Source organism: Microbacterium sp. ARD31, assembly GCF_031844425.1.
In genome coordinates this window covers 111,406-126,101 of record NZ_JAUZVE010000007.1, presented here as the reverse complement: position 1 = coordinate 126,101, position 14,696 = coordinate 111,406, and the positions used below count along the sequence as shown (strand labels likewise).

Genomic DNA, 14,696 nt, shown 5'->3' with positions numbered 1-14,696 from the left:
AGAGGTGCAGTCATGACGCTAGACCGCTCGTATTTCCGGCTGACGGTCAGTCACGTTTCCGACGTGTGACGGCCGAGTTCCCAGACCCGGTCGCGGGAGAACGGCTGCACGAACGGGCGGGCGCCGAGCGCCCGTGCGATGGCGTTCCCGATCGCCGGGGCGACGGGGTTGTAGGGCGATTCGCTCATCGACTTCGCCCCGAACGGCCCCAGGTCGTCGCTCGTGTCGGCGAAGAGGACCTCGGTCTCGGGGATGTCGGCCGGCTGCGGCATCCGGTAAAGCCGGAGGACCGGCGTCGTCACGCGGCCCGTGTCCGCGTCGACCATGACCTCCTCGTACAGGGCGCTGCCGATCCCCTGCGCTACGCCGCCCTCGATCTGGCCGCGGCACTGCGCGGGGTTCATGACGAAGCCCGCGTCGGCGGCGTGCACCGACTGCAGGATCCGCACGACACCCGTCTCGGGATCCACGGCAACGCGCACCGCGTGCACGTTGAAGGCGAGCGAGCGCTGCTCGCCCAGTTCCCCGCCGTGCGCCGAGAGCTCGCCGTCGGCGGTGAGCGCGGCGAAGCCCACCGTGCCGCGGGGCGTGGACACGCCGGTCTCCGTCAGCACCGCTTCGTCGGGGTCGGTGCCGGTGAGCGAGGCGGCGCGCTCCCGCATCCGCCTCGCGAGGGCGAGGCACGCCGCGTGCAGGGCCTTGCCGGCGACGGTGATGCCGGCCGAGGCGAACGCTCCCGTGTCGTGCGCGACGGCGTCGGTGTCGGCCGTCCACAGCTCGAGGCGGTCGAAGGATGCCGCGAGGTCGGTCGCGGCGATCTGACGAAGCACCGTCGTCGTGCCGTTGCCGAACTCCGTGGTCCCGGTGCGCAGCAGGTACGTACCGTCCGGTCGGAGGGTGGCGCTCGAGTGCGCGATGTGGCCGAAGGGCGCCATCGTCGCGATCATGGCGGCGGCCACCCCTTCGCCGACCCGCCAGCCGGCGGGCGCCTCGACGCCGTTGCCGCGTCGGAGCGCGTCCTGGGCGAGGTCGAGGCACTGGTCGAAGCCGTAGCTGCCCCAGACCAGGTCGTCGTGGCCGGGGTCGTCGCCGGGGCGGATGGCGTTGCGCCGCCGCAGGTCGAACGGATCGATGCCCAGCCGCTCGGCCAGCATGTCCATCGCCGACTCGACGCCGAGCATCACCTGCCCCAGCCCGTACCCGCGGAAGGCGCCGGAGGGGACGTTGTTCGTGTAGACGGCCTCCGCCTTGATGCGCCGGGCGGGGAAGCGGTAGATCGTCGTGGATTCCGCGAGCGAGTGGAAGAGCACGCCGCGCGAGTGGTTGCCGTAGGCGCCGGTGTCGCTCAGGACATCGAGCTTGAGCGCCGTCAGCATGCCGTGCGCGTCGGCCCCGAGGTCGACCCGCACGCGCATCGGATGCCGCACGGAGGTGCGCTGGAACTCGTCCGCGCGGCTGAGCTCGTACGCCACGGGTCTCCCGGTGCGCAGCACGGCGAGGGCGACGAGGTCCTCGGCGAAGATCTCCTGCTTGCCGCCGAAGCCGCCGCCCACGCGGGCGGTGTGCACACGGACCTGCTCGCGGTCGAGGTCGAACAGCCGCGCGATCTCGTCGCGGGCGAGGAAGGGCACCTGGGTCGACGCGCGGATGACGAGCCGGCCGTCGTCGTCGAGCCAGCCGACGGCCCCGTGCGTCTCGAGCTGGGCGTGGCTCACGCGCGACGTGCGCCAGGTGCCGCCGACGACGACGGCGCTCGCCGCGAGGATGTCGTCGACGTCGTCGCCGGACTCGACCCGCAGCACGACGTTGCGCCCGGCGTCGTCGACCCTGTCGGCGGGCGTGCGGTCGGGGTGGATGAGCGGTGCCCCCGGGCGCCGGGCGGCCTCGGGGTCGAAGACGGCGTCGAGCAGCTCGTACCGCACGCGCACGAGCGCGCGTGCGGCGTCGGCGGCCTCGGCCGTCTCGGCGACCACTGCGGCGACGCGCTGCCCGACGTGGCGCACGACGTCGTCGAGCATGCGGGTGTCGTCGGGGTCGTCCTCACGGTGCTCGTGGCGTCCCGTCGAGTAGCGCCGGTCGGGCACGTCGCGGTGCGTGAACACAGCGACGACGCCGGGAACGGCGAGGGCCGCGGCCGTGTCGATCGACAGGATGCGGGCGTGCGCATGCGGGCTCGTCACGACCCGGAGGACGAGCGCGCCGGATGCCGGATGCCCCGGCGGCAGGTCGAAGGTGAACGGCTCGGTGCCCTGCACGACGCGGGCGGCGGCCTCGGGCCGCGTCGAGTGCCCCACCCGTTCCGGGGCGGGGCCGCTCTCGCAGGCGGGGCCGGTCTCGCGCACGGGCCCGAGCACCGCGGCCGTGATCGCCTCGCGGATGGGACGGTACCCCGTGCACCGGCACAGGTTGCCCTTCATCCGGCGATCGAGGTCGGGAAGGTCGCTCGCGCACAGCGTCGAGGCGGTCACGCTCATCCCCGGCGAGCAGAAGCCGCACTGGAACCCGAAACCGTCGGCGATCGCCTGCTGCACCGGATGCAGGTCATCGCCCGGCGCGAGTCCCGCCGCGGTGGTCACGCGCCTGCCCTCGGCGCGGACCGCCGGGATGAGGCAGGAGTGCACCGGGTCGCCGTCGAGCAGCACGCTGCACGCGCCGCAGTCGCCCGCATCGCAGCCCTTCTTCACCGAGGTGCGATCGGCCTCGCGCAGCAGGGTCCGCAGGCACTGGCCGGGGCGGGGCTCCGCCTCCACCGGCTCGCCGTCGACCTCGAACCTCATGCGCCCCCCTCGATCAGTTCCACGCGGATCCGCTCCGCGAGCACCCCGCTCACGCCCCGTCGCCAGTCGGCCGACCCGAGGGGGTCGGTGTAGTACCCGGATGCCGCGGCCACCGCGGCGGCCAGGGCTGCGGCATCCGGCATCTCCGCGAAGCGCAGCACGGTGGGCGTCCAGGTCGCGGCGGTGATCGTGAACACCGACGCACCGCCGGGATCGACCCGCCCGGTGACGACGGCGCCCGACCGGCCGTGCTCGGCGAGGGCGATCTTGCGCAGCAGCGCACGCGAGCGCAGCGCCTCGGCCGGCAGCCGGACCGCGCGCAGCACGTCGCCGCGGGCGAGCACGTTCGTGCCGTCGCCGGTGACGAGTTCGGCGACGGGGATGCGGCGCTCGCCGCCGTCCGCCGTCCAGACCTCCGCGACGCCGTCCAGGGCGACGCACAGCGAGACCATCGCGGCGGCGGCGAAGGAGCGGCAGAGGTTCCCGCCGACGGTGGCGGTGTTCCAGATCTTGAACGAGGCGAGCAGGGCGTTCGCGGCATCCGGCACGATCGCGGCTGCGCGCCAGTCCGCGGGGACGGGCAGCGCAGGGAGGCGGCCCTCCGCCCAGGCGACGAGCCGGGCAATCGTGCAGGTGGCGGCGATGCGCAGCCCACTCGCATCGATCTCGAGGTCGGGCCACCCCAGGGTCGTCAGGTCGACGAAGCCGGTCGTGCCCGGCTGCGGTTCGCTCATGAGCCAGGTGCCGCCGGCGATGACGACCTCTCCGGGCGCGAGCGCGAGGTCGCCGCGGTCGCGTGCGCGGCGATAGGAGGTGACGGACGTGATGTCCACGGCGGCCTCCGATCCCGGGTCCCGGTCGGGGCTCGGCCGGGGATCGCTCGATCGAACCACTCGGTCGTTTCCGCGGTGTTTCATGCGTTCGAAACGATGGCGCAACGCGGCGGTGCCGGCGCCGTCCTACCGTTGCCGGATGCAGGAGATCCTCGAAGCCGCCGCCGACTGGGCGCGCGCGGGGCGTGCATTCGCCGTCGCGACGGTGATCGCGGTGGCCGGCAGCGCGCCGCGCGAGATCGGGGCGAGCATGGTCGTCTCGGCCGACGGCGACCTGTTCGGCAACGTCTCGGCGGGCTGCGTCGAGGGCGCCGTCTACGGCACCGCGCTCGAGGTCATCGCCGACGGAGCGCCCGTCGTGGAGCGCTTCGGCTACAGCGACGCCGATGCGATCGAGATCGGGCTCACGTGCGGCGGCGTCGTCGAGGTGCTCGTGCGCCGCATCCTTCCCGCCTCGGCGGAGGCCCGCGAGCTCATCCTGCTCGCGGAGCGGGATGCCGCCGGCATTCCCACCCGGTTCGACCTCGCCGTCTCGGGGGCGCACCTCGGGCACGGCCGCATCGTCGACGTCGACTCGGCGCCCGATCCGACGGCCCTGTCGGTCGTGGTGGGAGCGCAGCCGCGGCTGATCGTCGTCGGCGCCGTCGAGTTCGCCGTCGCCCTCACGCGCCTGGGTGTCGCCGCGGGCATGCGGGTCACCGTCGTCGACGGGCGCGCCGTCTTCGCGACCGCCGCCCGCTTCCCCGGGGCGGAGGTCGTCGTCGACCGTCCCGGCCGCTACCTCGCGGCGCAGCGCCTCGTCCCGCGCGACGCGGTCTGCGTGCTCAGCCACGACCCCAAGTTCGACGTCCCCGCCCTCCAGGCCGCCCTCGCCTCCGCGGCCGGCTACGTCGGGGCGATGGGGAGCCGGCGCACGCACGACGACCGTGCTCGACGCCTCCGCGAGGCGGGCGTCCGGGACGACGCGCTCGCGAGGCTGCGCTCTCCCCTGGGACTCGACCTCGGCGGCCGGACGCCGGCCGAGACCGCGCTGTCGATCCTCGCCGAGATCGTCGCCGACCGGCACGGAGCCAGCGGGATGCGGTTGACCGGGCGCTCCGGGCCGGTCCACGCCGGGACGGTCGTGTCCTGATGCGGGTGCGGGGCGTCGTCCTCGCCGCCGGCGCCGGCACGCGCTACGGGCATCCCAAGGCGCTGGCCCGCACCGACGACGGCACCCCGTGGGTGACCCGCGTCGCCGAGGCGCTCGCCGCCGGCGGCTGCGACGAGGTCGGCGTCCTGCTGGGAGCACGCGCCGAGGAGGCCCTTCCGTTAGTGCCGCGTCGGTGCGACGTCACCGTCGTCCCCGACTGGCGACGCGGTGTCTCGGCCACCGTGCGGCGGGCCCTCACGGCAGCGGCGGACTCGACGGCCGATGCGCTGCTGGTCGTGCCCGTCGATGTGCCGGGGCTCCCGGCATCCGTCTGCCGCCGCATCGTCGCGTCGGCGATCGGACCGGCCGCGCTCGTCCGAGCCGGATTCGACGGGATGCCGGGGCACCCCGTGCTGATCGGGCGCGACCACTGGGCCGAGCTCGCCGCCGCAGTGACGGGTGACCGCGGCGCCGGACCCCTCCTCGCGGCGCGCGGGGCGCTCGTCGTGGAGTGCGGCGACCTGTGGGACGGCGCCGACACCGACCTTCCGCAGCCGATCAGCCGCCGATGACGATGTTCTCCGGCCGCTCGCCGGCCAGGACGTGGGCGATCTGACGCCGGAGGAGCGCGACCATCCGGGGCCGCATGGCGCTGCTCGCCCCGCCGACGTGCGGCGAGATCAGCACCCCGTCGTTCCGCCACAGGGGGTGGTCCGCGGGCAGCGGCTCGGGGTCGGTGACGTCGAGCGCGGCGCGGATGCGCCCGGCCGCGGTGTGGCGCACCAGTGCGTCGGTGTCGATGAGCGGGCCGCGGCCGACGTTGACGACGAGCGCGCCGTCGGGCAGGGCGGCGAGCTCTGCGTCGCCGACGATGTGCCGCGTCGCATCGCCGCCGGGGAGGGACACGATCATGATGTCGGTCGTCGGCAGGAGGTCCCCCAGCTCGTCGATGCCGTGCACGTGGACGCCGTCCTCGTCGCGGGCCCGTGAGGCGACCGGGACGATCTCGACCTCGAACGGGACGAGTCGGGCGGCGATCGCGGTGCCGACGCCGCCGTAGCCGAGGAGCAGGACGCGGCGGTCGGCGAGGCTGTCGGTGAGGACGGGGTTCCACCGGCCCTCTTGCCCGTCGACGGCGAACCTGTCGATGCGACGCTGCGATGCGAGCACCAGACCCACCGCGAGTTCGGCCGTGGAGGTCTCGTGCACCGTGGTGGCGTTGGCGAAGACGGTGCCGGGCGGGAGCTTGTCGGCGATGCCCTCATAGCCGATCGCCTGTCCCTGCACGAGGCCGATCTCGACGCCGGCCAGACGATCGAAGGTGACGTCTGACATGTAGGGCGGCACGACGATGTCGATCCGTGGGCGCGGCGCGGGGGCGTCCATCGCCCAGACGATCACCTCGACGCCGTCGGGCACGGGGGCGAGGTCCGCGGCGAGACCCGCGGTCGGGACGGTCACGACGAGGGTCATCCCCTCACGCTACCTTCGGTCCGACACGGACGCCGTGGCATCTCGCGCGGGCGCCCGCGCGGCGCTCCTGTCGCCTCACATCGACCGTCGTCCTCAGGAGGTCCCCGTGGTCCCCGAGATCAACTACTGGAGCGTCATCCTCGCCACCGTCTCGACCATGATCGTCGGGTCGATCTGGTACGCCCCGAAGGTCTTCGGGACGCGATGGGCGCGCCTGGCGGGTGTCGACATGGATCGTCCCGCCGCCTCGGCCACCGTCGCCATCGTGGTGACGGTCTTCGTCAGCTTCGCCTCCGCGTGGGTCCTCGCGGGAGCCACGACGATCGCCTGGCACTTCTACGAGGGGTCGTACCTGTGGTCGGCGATCGTGACCGGCATCCTGCTGTGGGCGGGGTTCACGGCATCCCGGTTCATCACGCATGACGCCTTCGAGGGGCGGCCGTCCTCGCTCACGGTGATGAACATCGGGCACGAGCTCGTCACGGTCCTCGTCATGGCCGTGATCATCGGCGTCTGGCCCCCGGCGGGGACTGTCTGACGGCTCAGGCGGCGGAGTGCACGACCGCGGAGACCGCCGCGGTGAAGAAGCGCAGACCGTCGACGCCCGATCGCATGGCGGCGGGGGTGTCGGGGCCGAAGCCCGGCTCGATCGCGTGCTCGGGGTGGGGCATGAGTCCCACGACGTTGCCGCGCTCGTTCGTCAGGCCCGCGATGTCGTCGATCGACCCGTTGGGGTTGACGCCGGCGTAGCGGAACGCGACCAGGTTTTCGCCCTGGATCCGCTTGAGCGTCTCGTCGGAGGCGATGTAGCCGCCGTCGGCGTTCTTGAGCGGGATGACGATCTCCTGCCCGCGGCGGAACTCGTTCGTCCACGCGGTGTCGGCGTTCTCGACGACGAGCCGCTGGTCGCGGCGGATGAACTGCTGGTGGGCGTTGCGGATCAGTCCGCCCGGCAGCAGGTGCGCCTCGACGAGCATCTGGAAGCCGTTGCAGATGCCGAGGATGGGCATGCCCTTCGCCGCGGCATCCTTCACCTCGGACATGATCGGCGCGAGCGCGGCGATCGCGCCGGCGCGCAGGTAGTCGCCGTAGCTGAACCCGCCGGGCAGGACGAGGGCGTCGACGCCGTCGAGATCGTGCGAGCCGTGCCAGAGGGCGACGGGCTCGGCGCCGGCGAGACGCACGGCGCGGCGCGCGTCGCCGTCGTCGAGCGAGCCGGGGAAGGTGATGACCCCGACGCGGACGGTCATTCGACGACCTCGATGCCCACGACGTCCTCGATGACCGAGTTCGACAGGATCTCGTCGGCGATGGTCTTGACGGCGGCGAGGGTCTGCTCGTCGGCGCTGTCGACCGTGAGCTCGAACCGCTTGCCGATGCGGACGTCGCCGAATCCGGCGTGACCGAGGCGCTGCAGGGCGCCGGCGACGGCCTTCCCCTGCGGGTCCAGGAGCTCGGCCTTGGGCATGACGTCGACGACGATGGTGGGCATCAGAAAGCTCCGGGATGTCGCGGGCAGGGTGCGCGACCAGTCTAGAGCCCGCGCCGCGCCGCCGTTGCGCTCCACCGCGGCCGTCCGTGACCAAACCGTGACTCCCGCCGTGGGAGCGCTCCCTTGACAGTCGTGGGAGCGATCCCATAACGTCTCCCACAACCCGATGAGAGCGCTCCCAAAGACGGAGTACGGCACCTGGCTCTCGTCCACACCACAAAGGAGTGTCCTGTGAACTCACGCGTTCTGCGACGCGTCGGAATCATCGCCGGCGCGGCCGCATCATCCGCTCTCGTCTTGGCCGGCTGCTCGGCCGGCGGTACCGACGGCACCGGCAGCGGCGGTGGCGGCGACGACGTCACCCTCACCATCACGACCTTCGGCACCTTCGGCTACGAGGACCTCTACAAGGAGTACGAAGAGGCCAACCCGGGCGTGAAGATCGAAGCCACCAACATCGACACCGGCGGCAACGCGCGCACCGACCTCTTCACCAAGATCGGCGCCGGCGGGCTCTCCGACATCGTGGCGATCGAGGAGGGCTGGCTCGGCGCGATCATGGAGGAGGGCGTCGTCGAGAACTTCGCCGACCTGCGCGACTACGGCATCGAGGACCGCAAGGCCGACTGGGTCGATTGGAAGTACGAGACGGCCACGGCACCCGACGGTCGTGTCATCGGCTACGGCACCGACATCGGCCCGAGCGGCATCTGCTACAACGCCCCGGCGTTCGAGGCGGCCGGCCTGCCGACCGACCGCGAGAGCGTCGCCGAGCTGCTCGACGGCGACTGGGAGAACTACTTCGAGATCGGCCAGAAGTACACCGACGACACCGGCAAGGGGTGGTACGACCACTCCGGCTTCGTCTGGAACGCCATGGTCAACCAGCTCGACGAGGGTTACTACACCGCCGACGGGACGCTGAACGTCGAAGGCAACGCCGAGCTCAAGCGGCGCTTCGAGCTCCTCGGCGCCGCCACCGAGGGTGGCCAGTCCGCCGCGCAGGCGGCGTGGGACTGGAACGGCAACAAGTCCTTCGTCGACGGGACATTCGCGACCTTCGTCTGCCCGGGCTGGATGCTCGGCGTGGTTCAGGAGCGCGTCGAGGGTGCCGGTGGCGACGCCTCCACCGGGTGGGACTTCGCGGATGTCTTCCCCGGCGGCGCAGCCAACTGGGGCGGCGCGTGGCTGTCGGTTTCCGAGACCTCGGAGCACAAGGAAGCGGCGGCGAAGCTCGCCGACTGGCTGACGCAGCCCGAGCAGCAGGTCACGCAGTCGGCGGCTGCGGGCAACTTCCCGTCGACCATCGAGGCGCAGGAGAGCCTCGCGAGCGACGCGACGCCCAACGAGTTCTTCAACGACGCCCCGACCGGCGCGATCCTCGCCGAGCGCGCGAAGGGTGTCGTCGCCCAGTACAAGGGACCGGACGACTCGGTGATCCAGGAGAACGTCTTCGGGCCCGCGCTGAGCGCGCTGGACCGGGGCGAGGTCGACACCGCCGGCGCGTGGGACAAGGCCCTCGCGGAGCTGGCCAAGCAGGTCGAGTCCGACTAGGACCTCCCGCACGGGTCACCGGCATCGCCGGTGACCCGTGCACCATCCCGGCGCACACGAGAGGACACCATGACCACTACCGCTTCGCCGCCGCCTCGCGTGCGCCCGGAGGCCCAGGCCGACGGCGCAGCTCGACCGCCGCGCCTCAGCGCACGCCAGCGCCTTTCGCGATTCGCGTACCGCGGTTCGCCGTACGCCTACATCGCCCCGTTCTTCCTCCTCTTCGCCCTCGTCGGTCTTTTCCCGCTGCTGTACACGGTCAACGTCTCGTTCTTCGACTGGGATCTGCTGAGCGGTCAGGACGAGTTCGTCGGCGCGGGCAACTTCGTGAGCGTGCTCCAGGACGACTCGTTCTGGAAGTCCATCGGCAACACCCTGAGCATCTTCCTGCTCTCGGCGATCCCGCAGCTCTCCGTGGCGCTCCTGGTGGCCTACCTCCTGGACCGCGGTCTGCGTGCGCCGACCTTCTGGCGGATGAGCGTCCTCATCCCCTTCGTGGTCACCCCCGTCGCCACCGCGTTGATCTTCTCCAGCGCCTTCAACGAGGCCGACGGCCTCGTCAACAACGTGCTGAACCTCGTCGGCATCCCCGACCAGGAGTGGAAGCACGACACGTTCCTCAGCCACATCGCGATCGCCACGATGGTCAACTTCCGGTGGACGGGATACAACGCCCTCATCCTTCTCGCGGCCATGCAGGCGGTGCCGCGCGACCTCTACGAGTCGGCGGCCATCGACGGTGCAGGCCCTGCGCGCCGGTTCTTCTCGATCACGATCCCCTCGATCCGACCCACGCTCATCTTCGTCATCATCACCGCGACGATCGGCGGTCTGCAGATCTTCGCGGAGCCCCGGCTGTTCGACGTGTCGACCGCCGGCGGCACCGGCGGCAGCGACCGGCAGTTCCAGACGACGGTCCTCTACCTCTGGGAGCTGGCGTTCTTCCGCCGCGACCTCGGCGAAGGCTCGGCCGTCGCCATCCTCCTGTTCGTCCTCATCGTCGGGATCGGCCTCATCAACTTCCTCGTCTCGCGCGGCATCGCCGGCGGCGCGGAGCGTGCCGACCGCAAGGCGCGCCGCGCGCGTCGTTCCGACTCCACGAAAGGCACCCGATGACCACCGCGATCCCGGCACCGCTGCCTGTCCAGCAGGTCGACGTCGTCGAGCCCGAGCGTCCGCGCCGCGGCGGCCGTCGCCGTCCCCGCGAGAGCGGGCCTGCCGGCATCGGCAGCCGCCCCGGCTTCCTGACCTACGGACTGCTGACCGCCTTCGTCGTCGGCAGCGTCTACCCGATGTGGTGGTCGTTCGTCGTCGGCAGCGGCACCAACGCCACGCGGGCGGAGACTCTTCCGCTCATCCCGGGCGGCAACTTCCTGGCGAACGCCATGAAGGTCCTCGACGCCATCCCGTTCTGGGTCGCCCTGGGTAACTCGGTCCTCATCTCGTCGATCATCACGGTCTCGGTCGTGTCGTTCTCCACCCTCGCGGGCTACGCGTTCGCGAAGCTGCGGTTCAAGGGCCGTGACGGCCTCATGGTCTTCGTCGTCGCGACGATGGCGATCCCCACGCAGCTCGGCATCATCCCGCTGTTCATGCTGATGCGCGAGATGGGCTGGACCGGCAGCATCGGGGCCGTCATCATCCCAACCCTCGTCACCGCGTTCGGTGTCTTCTTCATGCGGCAGTACCTCGTGGACGTCATCCCCGACGAGCTCATCGAGGCCGCCCGCGTCGACGGCGCGGGGCAGTTCCGCACCTTCCTCACGGTGGGTGTGCCCGCGGCGCGACCGGCCATGGCGATCCTCGGCCTGTTCACGTTCATGACGGCATGGACCGACTTCCTGTGGCCTCTGCTGGTGCTCAAGCCGCAGAGCCCCACGCTGCAGACGGCGCTCAGCCAGCTGCAGTCGGGCTACTACGTCGACTACTCGATCGTCCTGACGGGCGCGATCCTGGCGACGCTCCCGCTCCTGGTGCTCTTCGTGGTCGCGGGCAAGCAGCTCATCAGCGGCATCATGGCCGGCGCGGTCAAGGGCTGACGGTCATCCGGTGAACGTCCTCGCGCAGGAGTACTCTGCCCCCGTGCCCGCCCCCCGCATCCGCCCCTTCCCGACCGGCTTCCTCTTCGGGGCGGCGACCGCCGCCTACCAGATCGAGGGCGCCGCCTTCGAGGACGGTCGCACCGCGTCGATCTGGGACGCCTTCAGCCGGGTGCCCGGGGCCGTCATCAACGCCGACAACGGCGACGTCGCGTGCGACCACTACCACCGCTACCGCGGCGACGTCGCGCTCATGAAGGAGCTGGGCCTCGACACCTACCGGTTCTCCACGTCGTGGTCGCGCGTGCGCCCCGACGGCGGCGCGGTGAACCCGAAGGGTATCGACTTCTACGAGCGTCTCGTCGACGAGCTGCTGGGTGCCGGCATCCGTCCCTGGCTCACGCTGTACCACTGGGACCTGCCGCAGGCGCTCGAGGAGCGGGGCGGGTGGACGGCGCGCGAGACCAGCGAGCGGTTCGCCGAATACGCCCTGTCGGTCCACGACGCGCTCGGCGACCGCGTGACGGACTGGACGACGCTCAACGAGCCCTGGTGCTCGTCGTTCCTCAGCTACACCGGCGGCATCCACGCGCCCGGCCGGTTCAGCATCGCCGACGGGATGCTGGCCTCCCACCACCTGCTGCGCGGACACGGTCTCGTCGTCGAGGAACTGCGCCGTCGCGACCCCGCGCTGAACCTCGGCATCACCCTGAACCTGACGGTCGCCGAGGCGGCGGACCCCGCCAGACCCGAGGACGTGGATGCCGCGCGCCGGATCGACGGGCAGTTCAACCGCTGGTTCCTCGACCCGATCTTCCGCGGCGGCTACCCGGAGGACATCGTCGCCGACATCCGCGACGTCGACGCGGACGCGGCCGCGCGCTTCGAGGCGGCGGTGCTGCCCGGCGACCTCGACACCATCTCCCGGCGGCTCGACGTGCTGGGCGTCAACTACTACCACGGCGAGTTCGTCGGCGGCACGGCGCCCGCGGACCCGCCGCTGCCCGGCGATGCCCCGACCGACCGCGCGGTGGGGTCGCCGTGGCCGGCGGGCGACGGCATCCACTGGTACGAGCGCGGTCTGCCCCGGACGGCGATGCACTGGGAGGTGCAACCCGAGGCGTTGACGGTGCTGCTCGAGCGGGTCTGGGACGAGTACGCGAAGGATGCCGGGACAGCGCTGTTCGTGACCGAGAACGGCGCGGCCTACGACGACGAGACCGTCGTCGAGGACGGCGCTGTGCGGGTGCACGACGCGGACCGTGTCGGATTCCTGCGCGGTCACCTCGCGGCGATCCTGGATGCCGCCGAGGCCGGCGTCGACGTCCGCGGCTACTTCTACTGGTCGCTCATGGACAACTTCGAGTGGGCGTGGGGCTACGACAAACGCTTCGGTCTCATCCGGGTCGATTACGCCACGCAGGAACGGACGTTCAAAGACAGCGCCCTGGAGTATCGTCGGGTCATCGCCGCCCGAGCGATGGAATGACTGCACTCCGCGAGGTGACCGTGTCCGATGTCCTCCACCCCCCGGTGACGATCGAAGAGGTCGCCTCGGCGGCGGGGGTGTCCCGCTCCACGGTCTCGCGCGTCGTGAACGGTTCGACGGCCGTCAGCCCCGCCGCGCTCGCCGCTGTCCGCCGCGCGATCGATGAGCTCAACTACGTGCCCAACCGGGCTGCGCGCTCGCTCGCCAGCCGCGCCACGATGGCCGTCGCGCTCGTCGTCCCCGAGGACACGACGCGGTTCTTCGGCGACCCGTTCTTCGCGGCGATCGTCAGCGGGATCAACAAGCGGATCTCGAAGTCGGAGTACGTCCTCAACCTGATCATCGCCAGCGACGATCCGAACGACAAAGCCACCGAGTACCTCCGCAGCGGAGCGGTCGACGGCGCGATCATCGTGTCGCACCACACGAGTGACGCGTTCATCGACCGCATCGCCGCCGCGATGCCCGTCGTGTTCGGCGGGCGACCCGTGCGCCAGCGCGAACGCGACTTCTACGTCGACGTGGACAACGTCGAGGGCGGCCGTGTCGCGACGCAGCATCTTCTCGACCGGGGTCGGCGCAGGCTCGCCATGGTCACGGGCCCGACGACGATGCCGGGCGGCATCGACCGCCTGACAGGATTCCACGAGGCGCTGGACGCCGCGGGCCTCTCGCCCGTCGCGGTCGAGGACGGGGACTTCACCGCCGCGGGCGGTGCTGCCGCGGTCACGCGGATCCTCCGGTCGGGTGCCGAGTTCGACGGACTGTTCGTCGCGAGCGACCTGATGGCGGGAGCCGTCCTGACCGAGCTGACGCGCGCCGGCATCCGCGTCCCCGAGGACGTCGCGATCGTCGGCTACGACGATTCCCCCGTCGCCACGTCGGTCTCGCCCGCGTTGACGACGGTGCGTCAGCCGTCGCTCGAGCAGGGCGAGGTGATGGCGGACATCCTCCTCACCCTCTTGTCGGGCGGATACCCGCCGCGCGAGACCCTGCTCGACACCCAGCTGATCGTCCGCGAGTCCGCCTGACGCGGCTCACGCGACGGCGGTCGCGTGCAGCGTGTTGCGCCACGGGTCGGTGAAGGTCACCGTCCGACCGTCGTCGGCCGCCTGCACGCCGTGGTGCCGCAGGCGTTCGCTCAGTTCGCCGAGACCGTCGCGGTCGGGCAGGGCGAGGTCGACGCGGCCGAGGCCGAGCGCGGGCATGCGCGGTCCGGCGCCGCGCGAGTTCCAGACGTTCATCGCCATGTGGTGGTGGTAGCCGCCCGCACTCACGAACAGGGCAGAACCGCTGAGCTCCGCTGTGACGTCGAACCCGAGGGTGTCGACGTAGAACGACCGGGCGGTCTCGACATCCCCCACCGACAGGTGGACGTGACCGACGGATGCCGCCTCGTCGGCGGTCGCGCCCGCTGCGGCGGCGTCGGTCAGGTGCTCGCGGATGAAGGCGTTCGGGTCGAGGAAGAGCGTCGCCATCTCCACCCGTCCGTGCGTCCACGACCAGGCGCTCCGGTCGCGGTCCCAGTAGAGCTCGATGCCGTTGCCCTCGGGGTCGGTGGCGTAGAAGGCCTGGCTGACGAGGTGGTCGGCGCTGCCCGTGAAGGTCTGGGGCGCGTGGCGTGCGAGGGAGTACAGGGCCGCCGCGAGCGCCGTTTGCGATTCGAAGAGGATCGCGGTGTGGAACAGTCCCGCGGAACCTGCGGGGGCGTGGCGCAGCGACGGCTCGGCTCGGAGGACGACGATCGGGCGGTTCGCGCGACCGAGCGTCACCGTGTCGCCCTCCGCATCGAGCACCTGCAGAGTGATGACGTCGCGGTAGAACCGGGTCATCCCGTCGAGGTCTGCGACCAGGAGCGTGACCGCACCCATCGACGTGTCGGGCGCGAGACGGGCAGGCGTAGGCGT

General features: G+C 71.6%; 14 protein-coding genes. 8 read left to right on the top strand and 6 right to left on the bottom strand.

Annotated elements, in window-relative coordinates:
• Positions 1-50: 50 nt before the first annotated feature.
• Entirely contained in the window at positions 51-2,777 is a 2,727-nt protein-coding gene (locus tag Q9S36_RS19440; RefSeq protein WP_311286556.1) for a molybdopterin cofactor-binding domain-containing protein, read from the bottom strand.
• Positions 2,774-3,610 carry an FAD binding domain-containing protein gene (locus Q9S36_RS19435; protein ID WP_311286555.1) on the bottom strand — a complete coding sequence of 279 codons (837 nt, stop codon included), beginning with the start codon at positions 3,608-3,610 and terminating at the stop codon, positions 2,774-2,776. The genes Q9S36_RS19440 and Q9S36_RS19435 overlap by 4 nt, the downstream gene beginning before the upstream one ends.
• Before the next feature lie 139 nt (positions 3,611-3,749).
• Here Q9S36_RS19435 and Q9S36_RS19430 point away from each other — a divergent pair, with 139 nt between their 5' ends.
• Both Q9S36_RS19430 and Q9S36_RS19425 read left to right on the top strand, forming a co-directional pair.
• Entirely contained in the window at positions 3,750-4,742 is a 993-nt protein-coding gene (locus tag Q9S36_RS19430; RefSeq protein WP_311286554.1) for an XdhC family protein, read from the top strand.
• A complete protein-coding gene (locus Q9S36_RS19425) occupies positions 4,742-5,314 on the top strand; it encodes an NTP transferase domain-containing protein (RefSeq protein ID WP_311286553.1) in 573 nt (190 codons plus the stop codon). The genes Q9S36_RS19430 and Q9S36_RS19425 overlap by 1 nt, the downstream gene beginning before the upstream one ends.
• Here Q9S36_RS19425 and Q9S36_RS19420 read toward each other — a convergent pair.
• Entirely contained in the window at positions 5,301-6,215 is a 915-nt protein-coding gene (locus tag Q9S36_RS19420; protein ID WP_311286552.1) for a 2-hydroxyacid dehydrogenase, read from the bottom strand. The genes Q9S36_RS19425 and Q9S36_RS19420 overlap by 14 nt on opposite strands.
• A gap of 106 nt (positions 6,216-6,321) precedes the next feature.
• Between Q9S36_RS19420 and Q9S36_RS19415 the strand changes: the two genes are divergently transcribed.
• The gene (locus Q9S36_RS19415) at positions 6,322-6,753 is read left to right on the top strand and encodes a DUF1761 domain-containing protein (RefSeq protein WP_311286551.1); all 432 of its coding nucleotides are present in this window, start codon (positions 6,322-6,324) and stop codon (positions 6,751-6,753) included.
• Between the two features lie 4 nt (positions 6,754-6,757).
• On the opposite strand, the gene purQ is transcribed toward Q9S36_RS19415, so the two are convergent.
• Positions 6,758-7,465 (bottom strand): phosphoribosylformylglycinamidine synthase subunit PurQ, encoded by a 708-nt coding sequence (purQ, locus tag Q9S36_RS19410; RefSeq protein ID WP_311286550.1) that lies wholly within the window; start codon positions 7,463-7,465, stop codon positions 6,758-6,760.
• Positions 7,462-7,707 (bottom strand): phosphoribosylformylglycinamidine synthase subunit PurS, encoded by a 246-nt coding sequence (purS, locus tag Q9S36_RS19405; protein ID WP_064003491.1) that lies wholly within the window; start codon positions 7,705-7,707, stop codon positions 7,462-7,464. The genes purQ and purS overlap by 4 nt, the downstream gene beginning before the upstream one ends.
• 231 nt (positions 7,708-7,938) lie before the next feature.
• Here purS and Q9S36_RS19400 point away from each other — a divergent pair, with 231 nt between their 5' ends.
• The 5 genes from Q9S36_RS19400 (at position 7,939) to Q9S36_RS19380 (ending at position 13,820) form a co-directional block, all read left to right on the top strand.
• Positions 7,939-9,261 (top strand): extracellular solute-binding protein, encoded by a 1,323-nt coding sequence (locus Q9S36_RS19400; protein WP_311286549.1) that lies wholly within the window; start codon positions 7,939-7,941, stop codon positions 9,259-9,261.
• 69 nt (positions 9,262-9,330) lie between these two features.
• The gene (locus Q9S36_RS19395) at positions 9,331-10,377 is read left to right on the top strand and encodes a sugar ABC transporter permease (RefSeq protein ID WP_311286548.1); all 1,047 of its coding nucleotides are present in this window, start codon (positions 9,331-9,333) and stop codon (positions 10,375-10,377) included.
• The gene (locus tag Q9S36_RS19390; RefSeq protein WP_311286547.1) at positions 10,374-11,300 is read left to right on the top strand and encodes a carbohydrate ABC transporter permease; all 927 of its coding nucleotides are present in this window, start codon (positions 10,374-10,376) and stop codon (positions 11,298-11,300) included. Before Q9S36_RS19395 ends, Q9S36_RS19390 begins: the two co-directional genes overlap by 4 nt.
• 43 nt (positions 11,301-11,343) lie before the next feature.
• A complete protein-coding gene (locus Q9S36_RS19385; protein WP_311286546.1) occupies positions 11,344-12,789 on the top strand; it encodes a GH1 family beta-glucosidase in 1,446 nt (481 codons plus the stop codon).
• A complete protein-coding gene (locus Q9S36_RS19380; protein ID WP_311286545.1) occupies positions 12,786-13,820 on the top strand; it encodes a LacI family DNA-binding transcriptional regulator in 1,035 nt (344 codons plus the stop codon). The genes Q9S36_RS19385 and Q9S36_RS19380 overlap by 4 nt, the downstream gene beginning before the upstream one ends.
• 6 nt (positions 13,821-13,826) lie before the next feature.
• On the opposite strand, the gene Q9S36_RS19375 is transcribed toward Q9S36_RS19380, so the two are convergent.
• Positions 13,827-14,660 carry a VOC family protein gene (locus tag Q9S36_RS19375; RefSeq protein ID WP_253034886.1) on the bottom strand — a complete coding sequence of 278 codons (834 nt, stop codon included), beginning with the start codon at positions 14,658-14,660 and terminating at the stop codon, positions 13,827-13,829.
• Positions 14,661-14,696 lie beyond the last annotated feature (36 nt).

What these genes read in the sequence shown, in the direction of transcription:
- Q9S36_RS19440 (WP_311286556.1), bottom strand. Translation starts at nt 2,777, where the DNA reads ATGAGGTTCGAGGTCGACGGCGAGCCGGTGGAGGCGGAGCCCCGCCCC.
- purQ (WP_311286550.1), bottom strand. Translation starts at nt 7,465, where the DNA reads ATGACCGTCCGCGTCGGGGTCATCACCTTCCCCGGCTCGCTCGACGAC.
- Q9S36_RS19425 (WP_311286553.1), top strand. Translation starts at nt 4,742, where the DNA reads ATGCGGGTGCGGGGCGTCGTCCTCGCCGCCGGCGCCGGCACGCGCTAC.
- Q9S36_RS19395 (WP_311286548.1), top strand. Translation starts at nt 9,331, where the DNA reads ATGACCACTACCGCTTCGCCGCCGCCTCGCGTGCGCCCGGAGGCCCAG.
- Q9S36_RS19375 (WP_253034886.1), bottom strand. Translation starts at nt 14,660, where the DNA reads ATGGGTGCGGTCACGCTCCTGGTCGCAGACCTCGACGGGATGACCCGG.
- Q9S36_RS19380 (WP_311286545.1), top strand. Translation starts at nt 12,786, where the DNA reads ATGACTGCACTCCGCGAGGTGACCGTGTCCGATGTCCTCCACCCCCCG.
- Q9S36_RS19430 (WP_311286554.1), top strand. Translation starts at nt 3,750, where the DNA reads ATGCAGGAGATCCTCGAAGCCGCCGCCGACTGGGCGCGCGCGGGGCGT.
- Q9S36_RS19390 (WP_311286547.1), top strand. Translation starts at nt 10,374, where the DNA reads ATGACCACCGCGATCCCGGCACCGCTGCCTGTCCAGCAGGTCGACGTC.
- purS (WP_064003491.1), bottom strand. Translation starts at nt 7,707, where the DNA reads ATGCCCACCATCGTCGTCGACGTCATGCCCAAGGCCGAGCTCCTGGAC.
- Q9S36_RS19420 (WP_311286552.1), bottom strand. Translation starts at nt 6,215, where the DNA reads ATGACCCTCGTCGTGACCGTCCCGACCGCGGGTCTCGCCGCGGACCTC.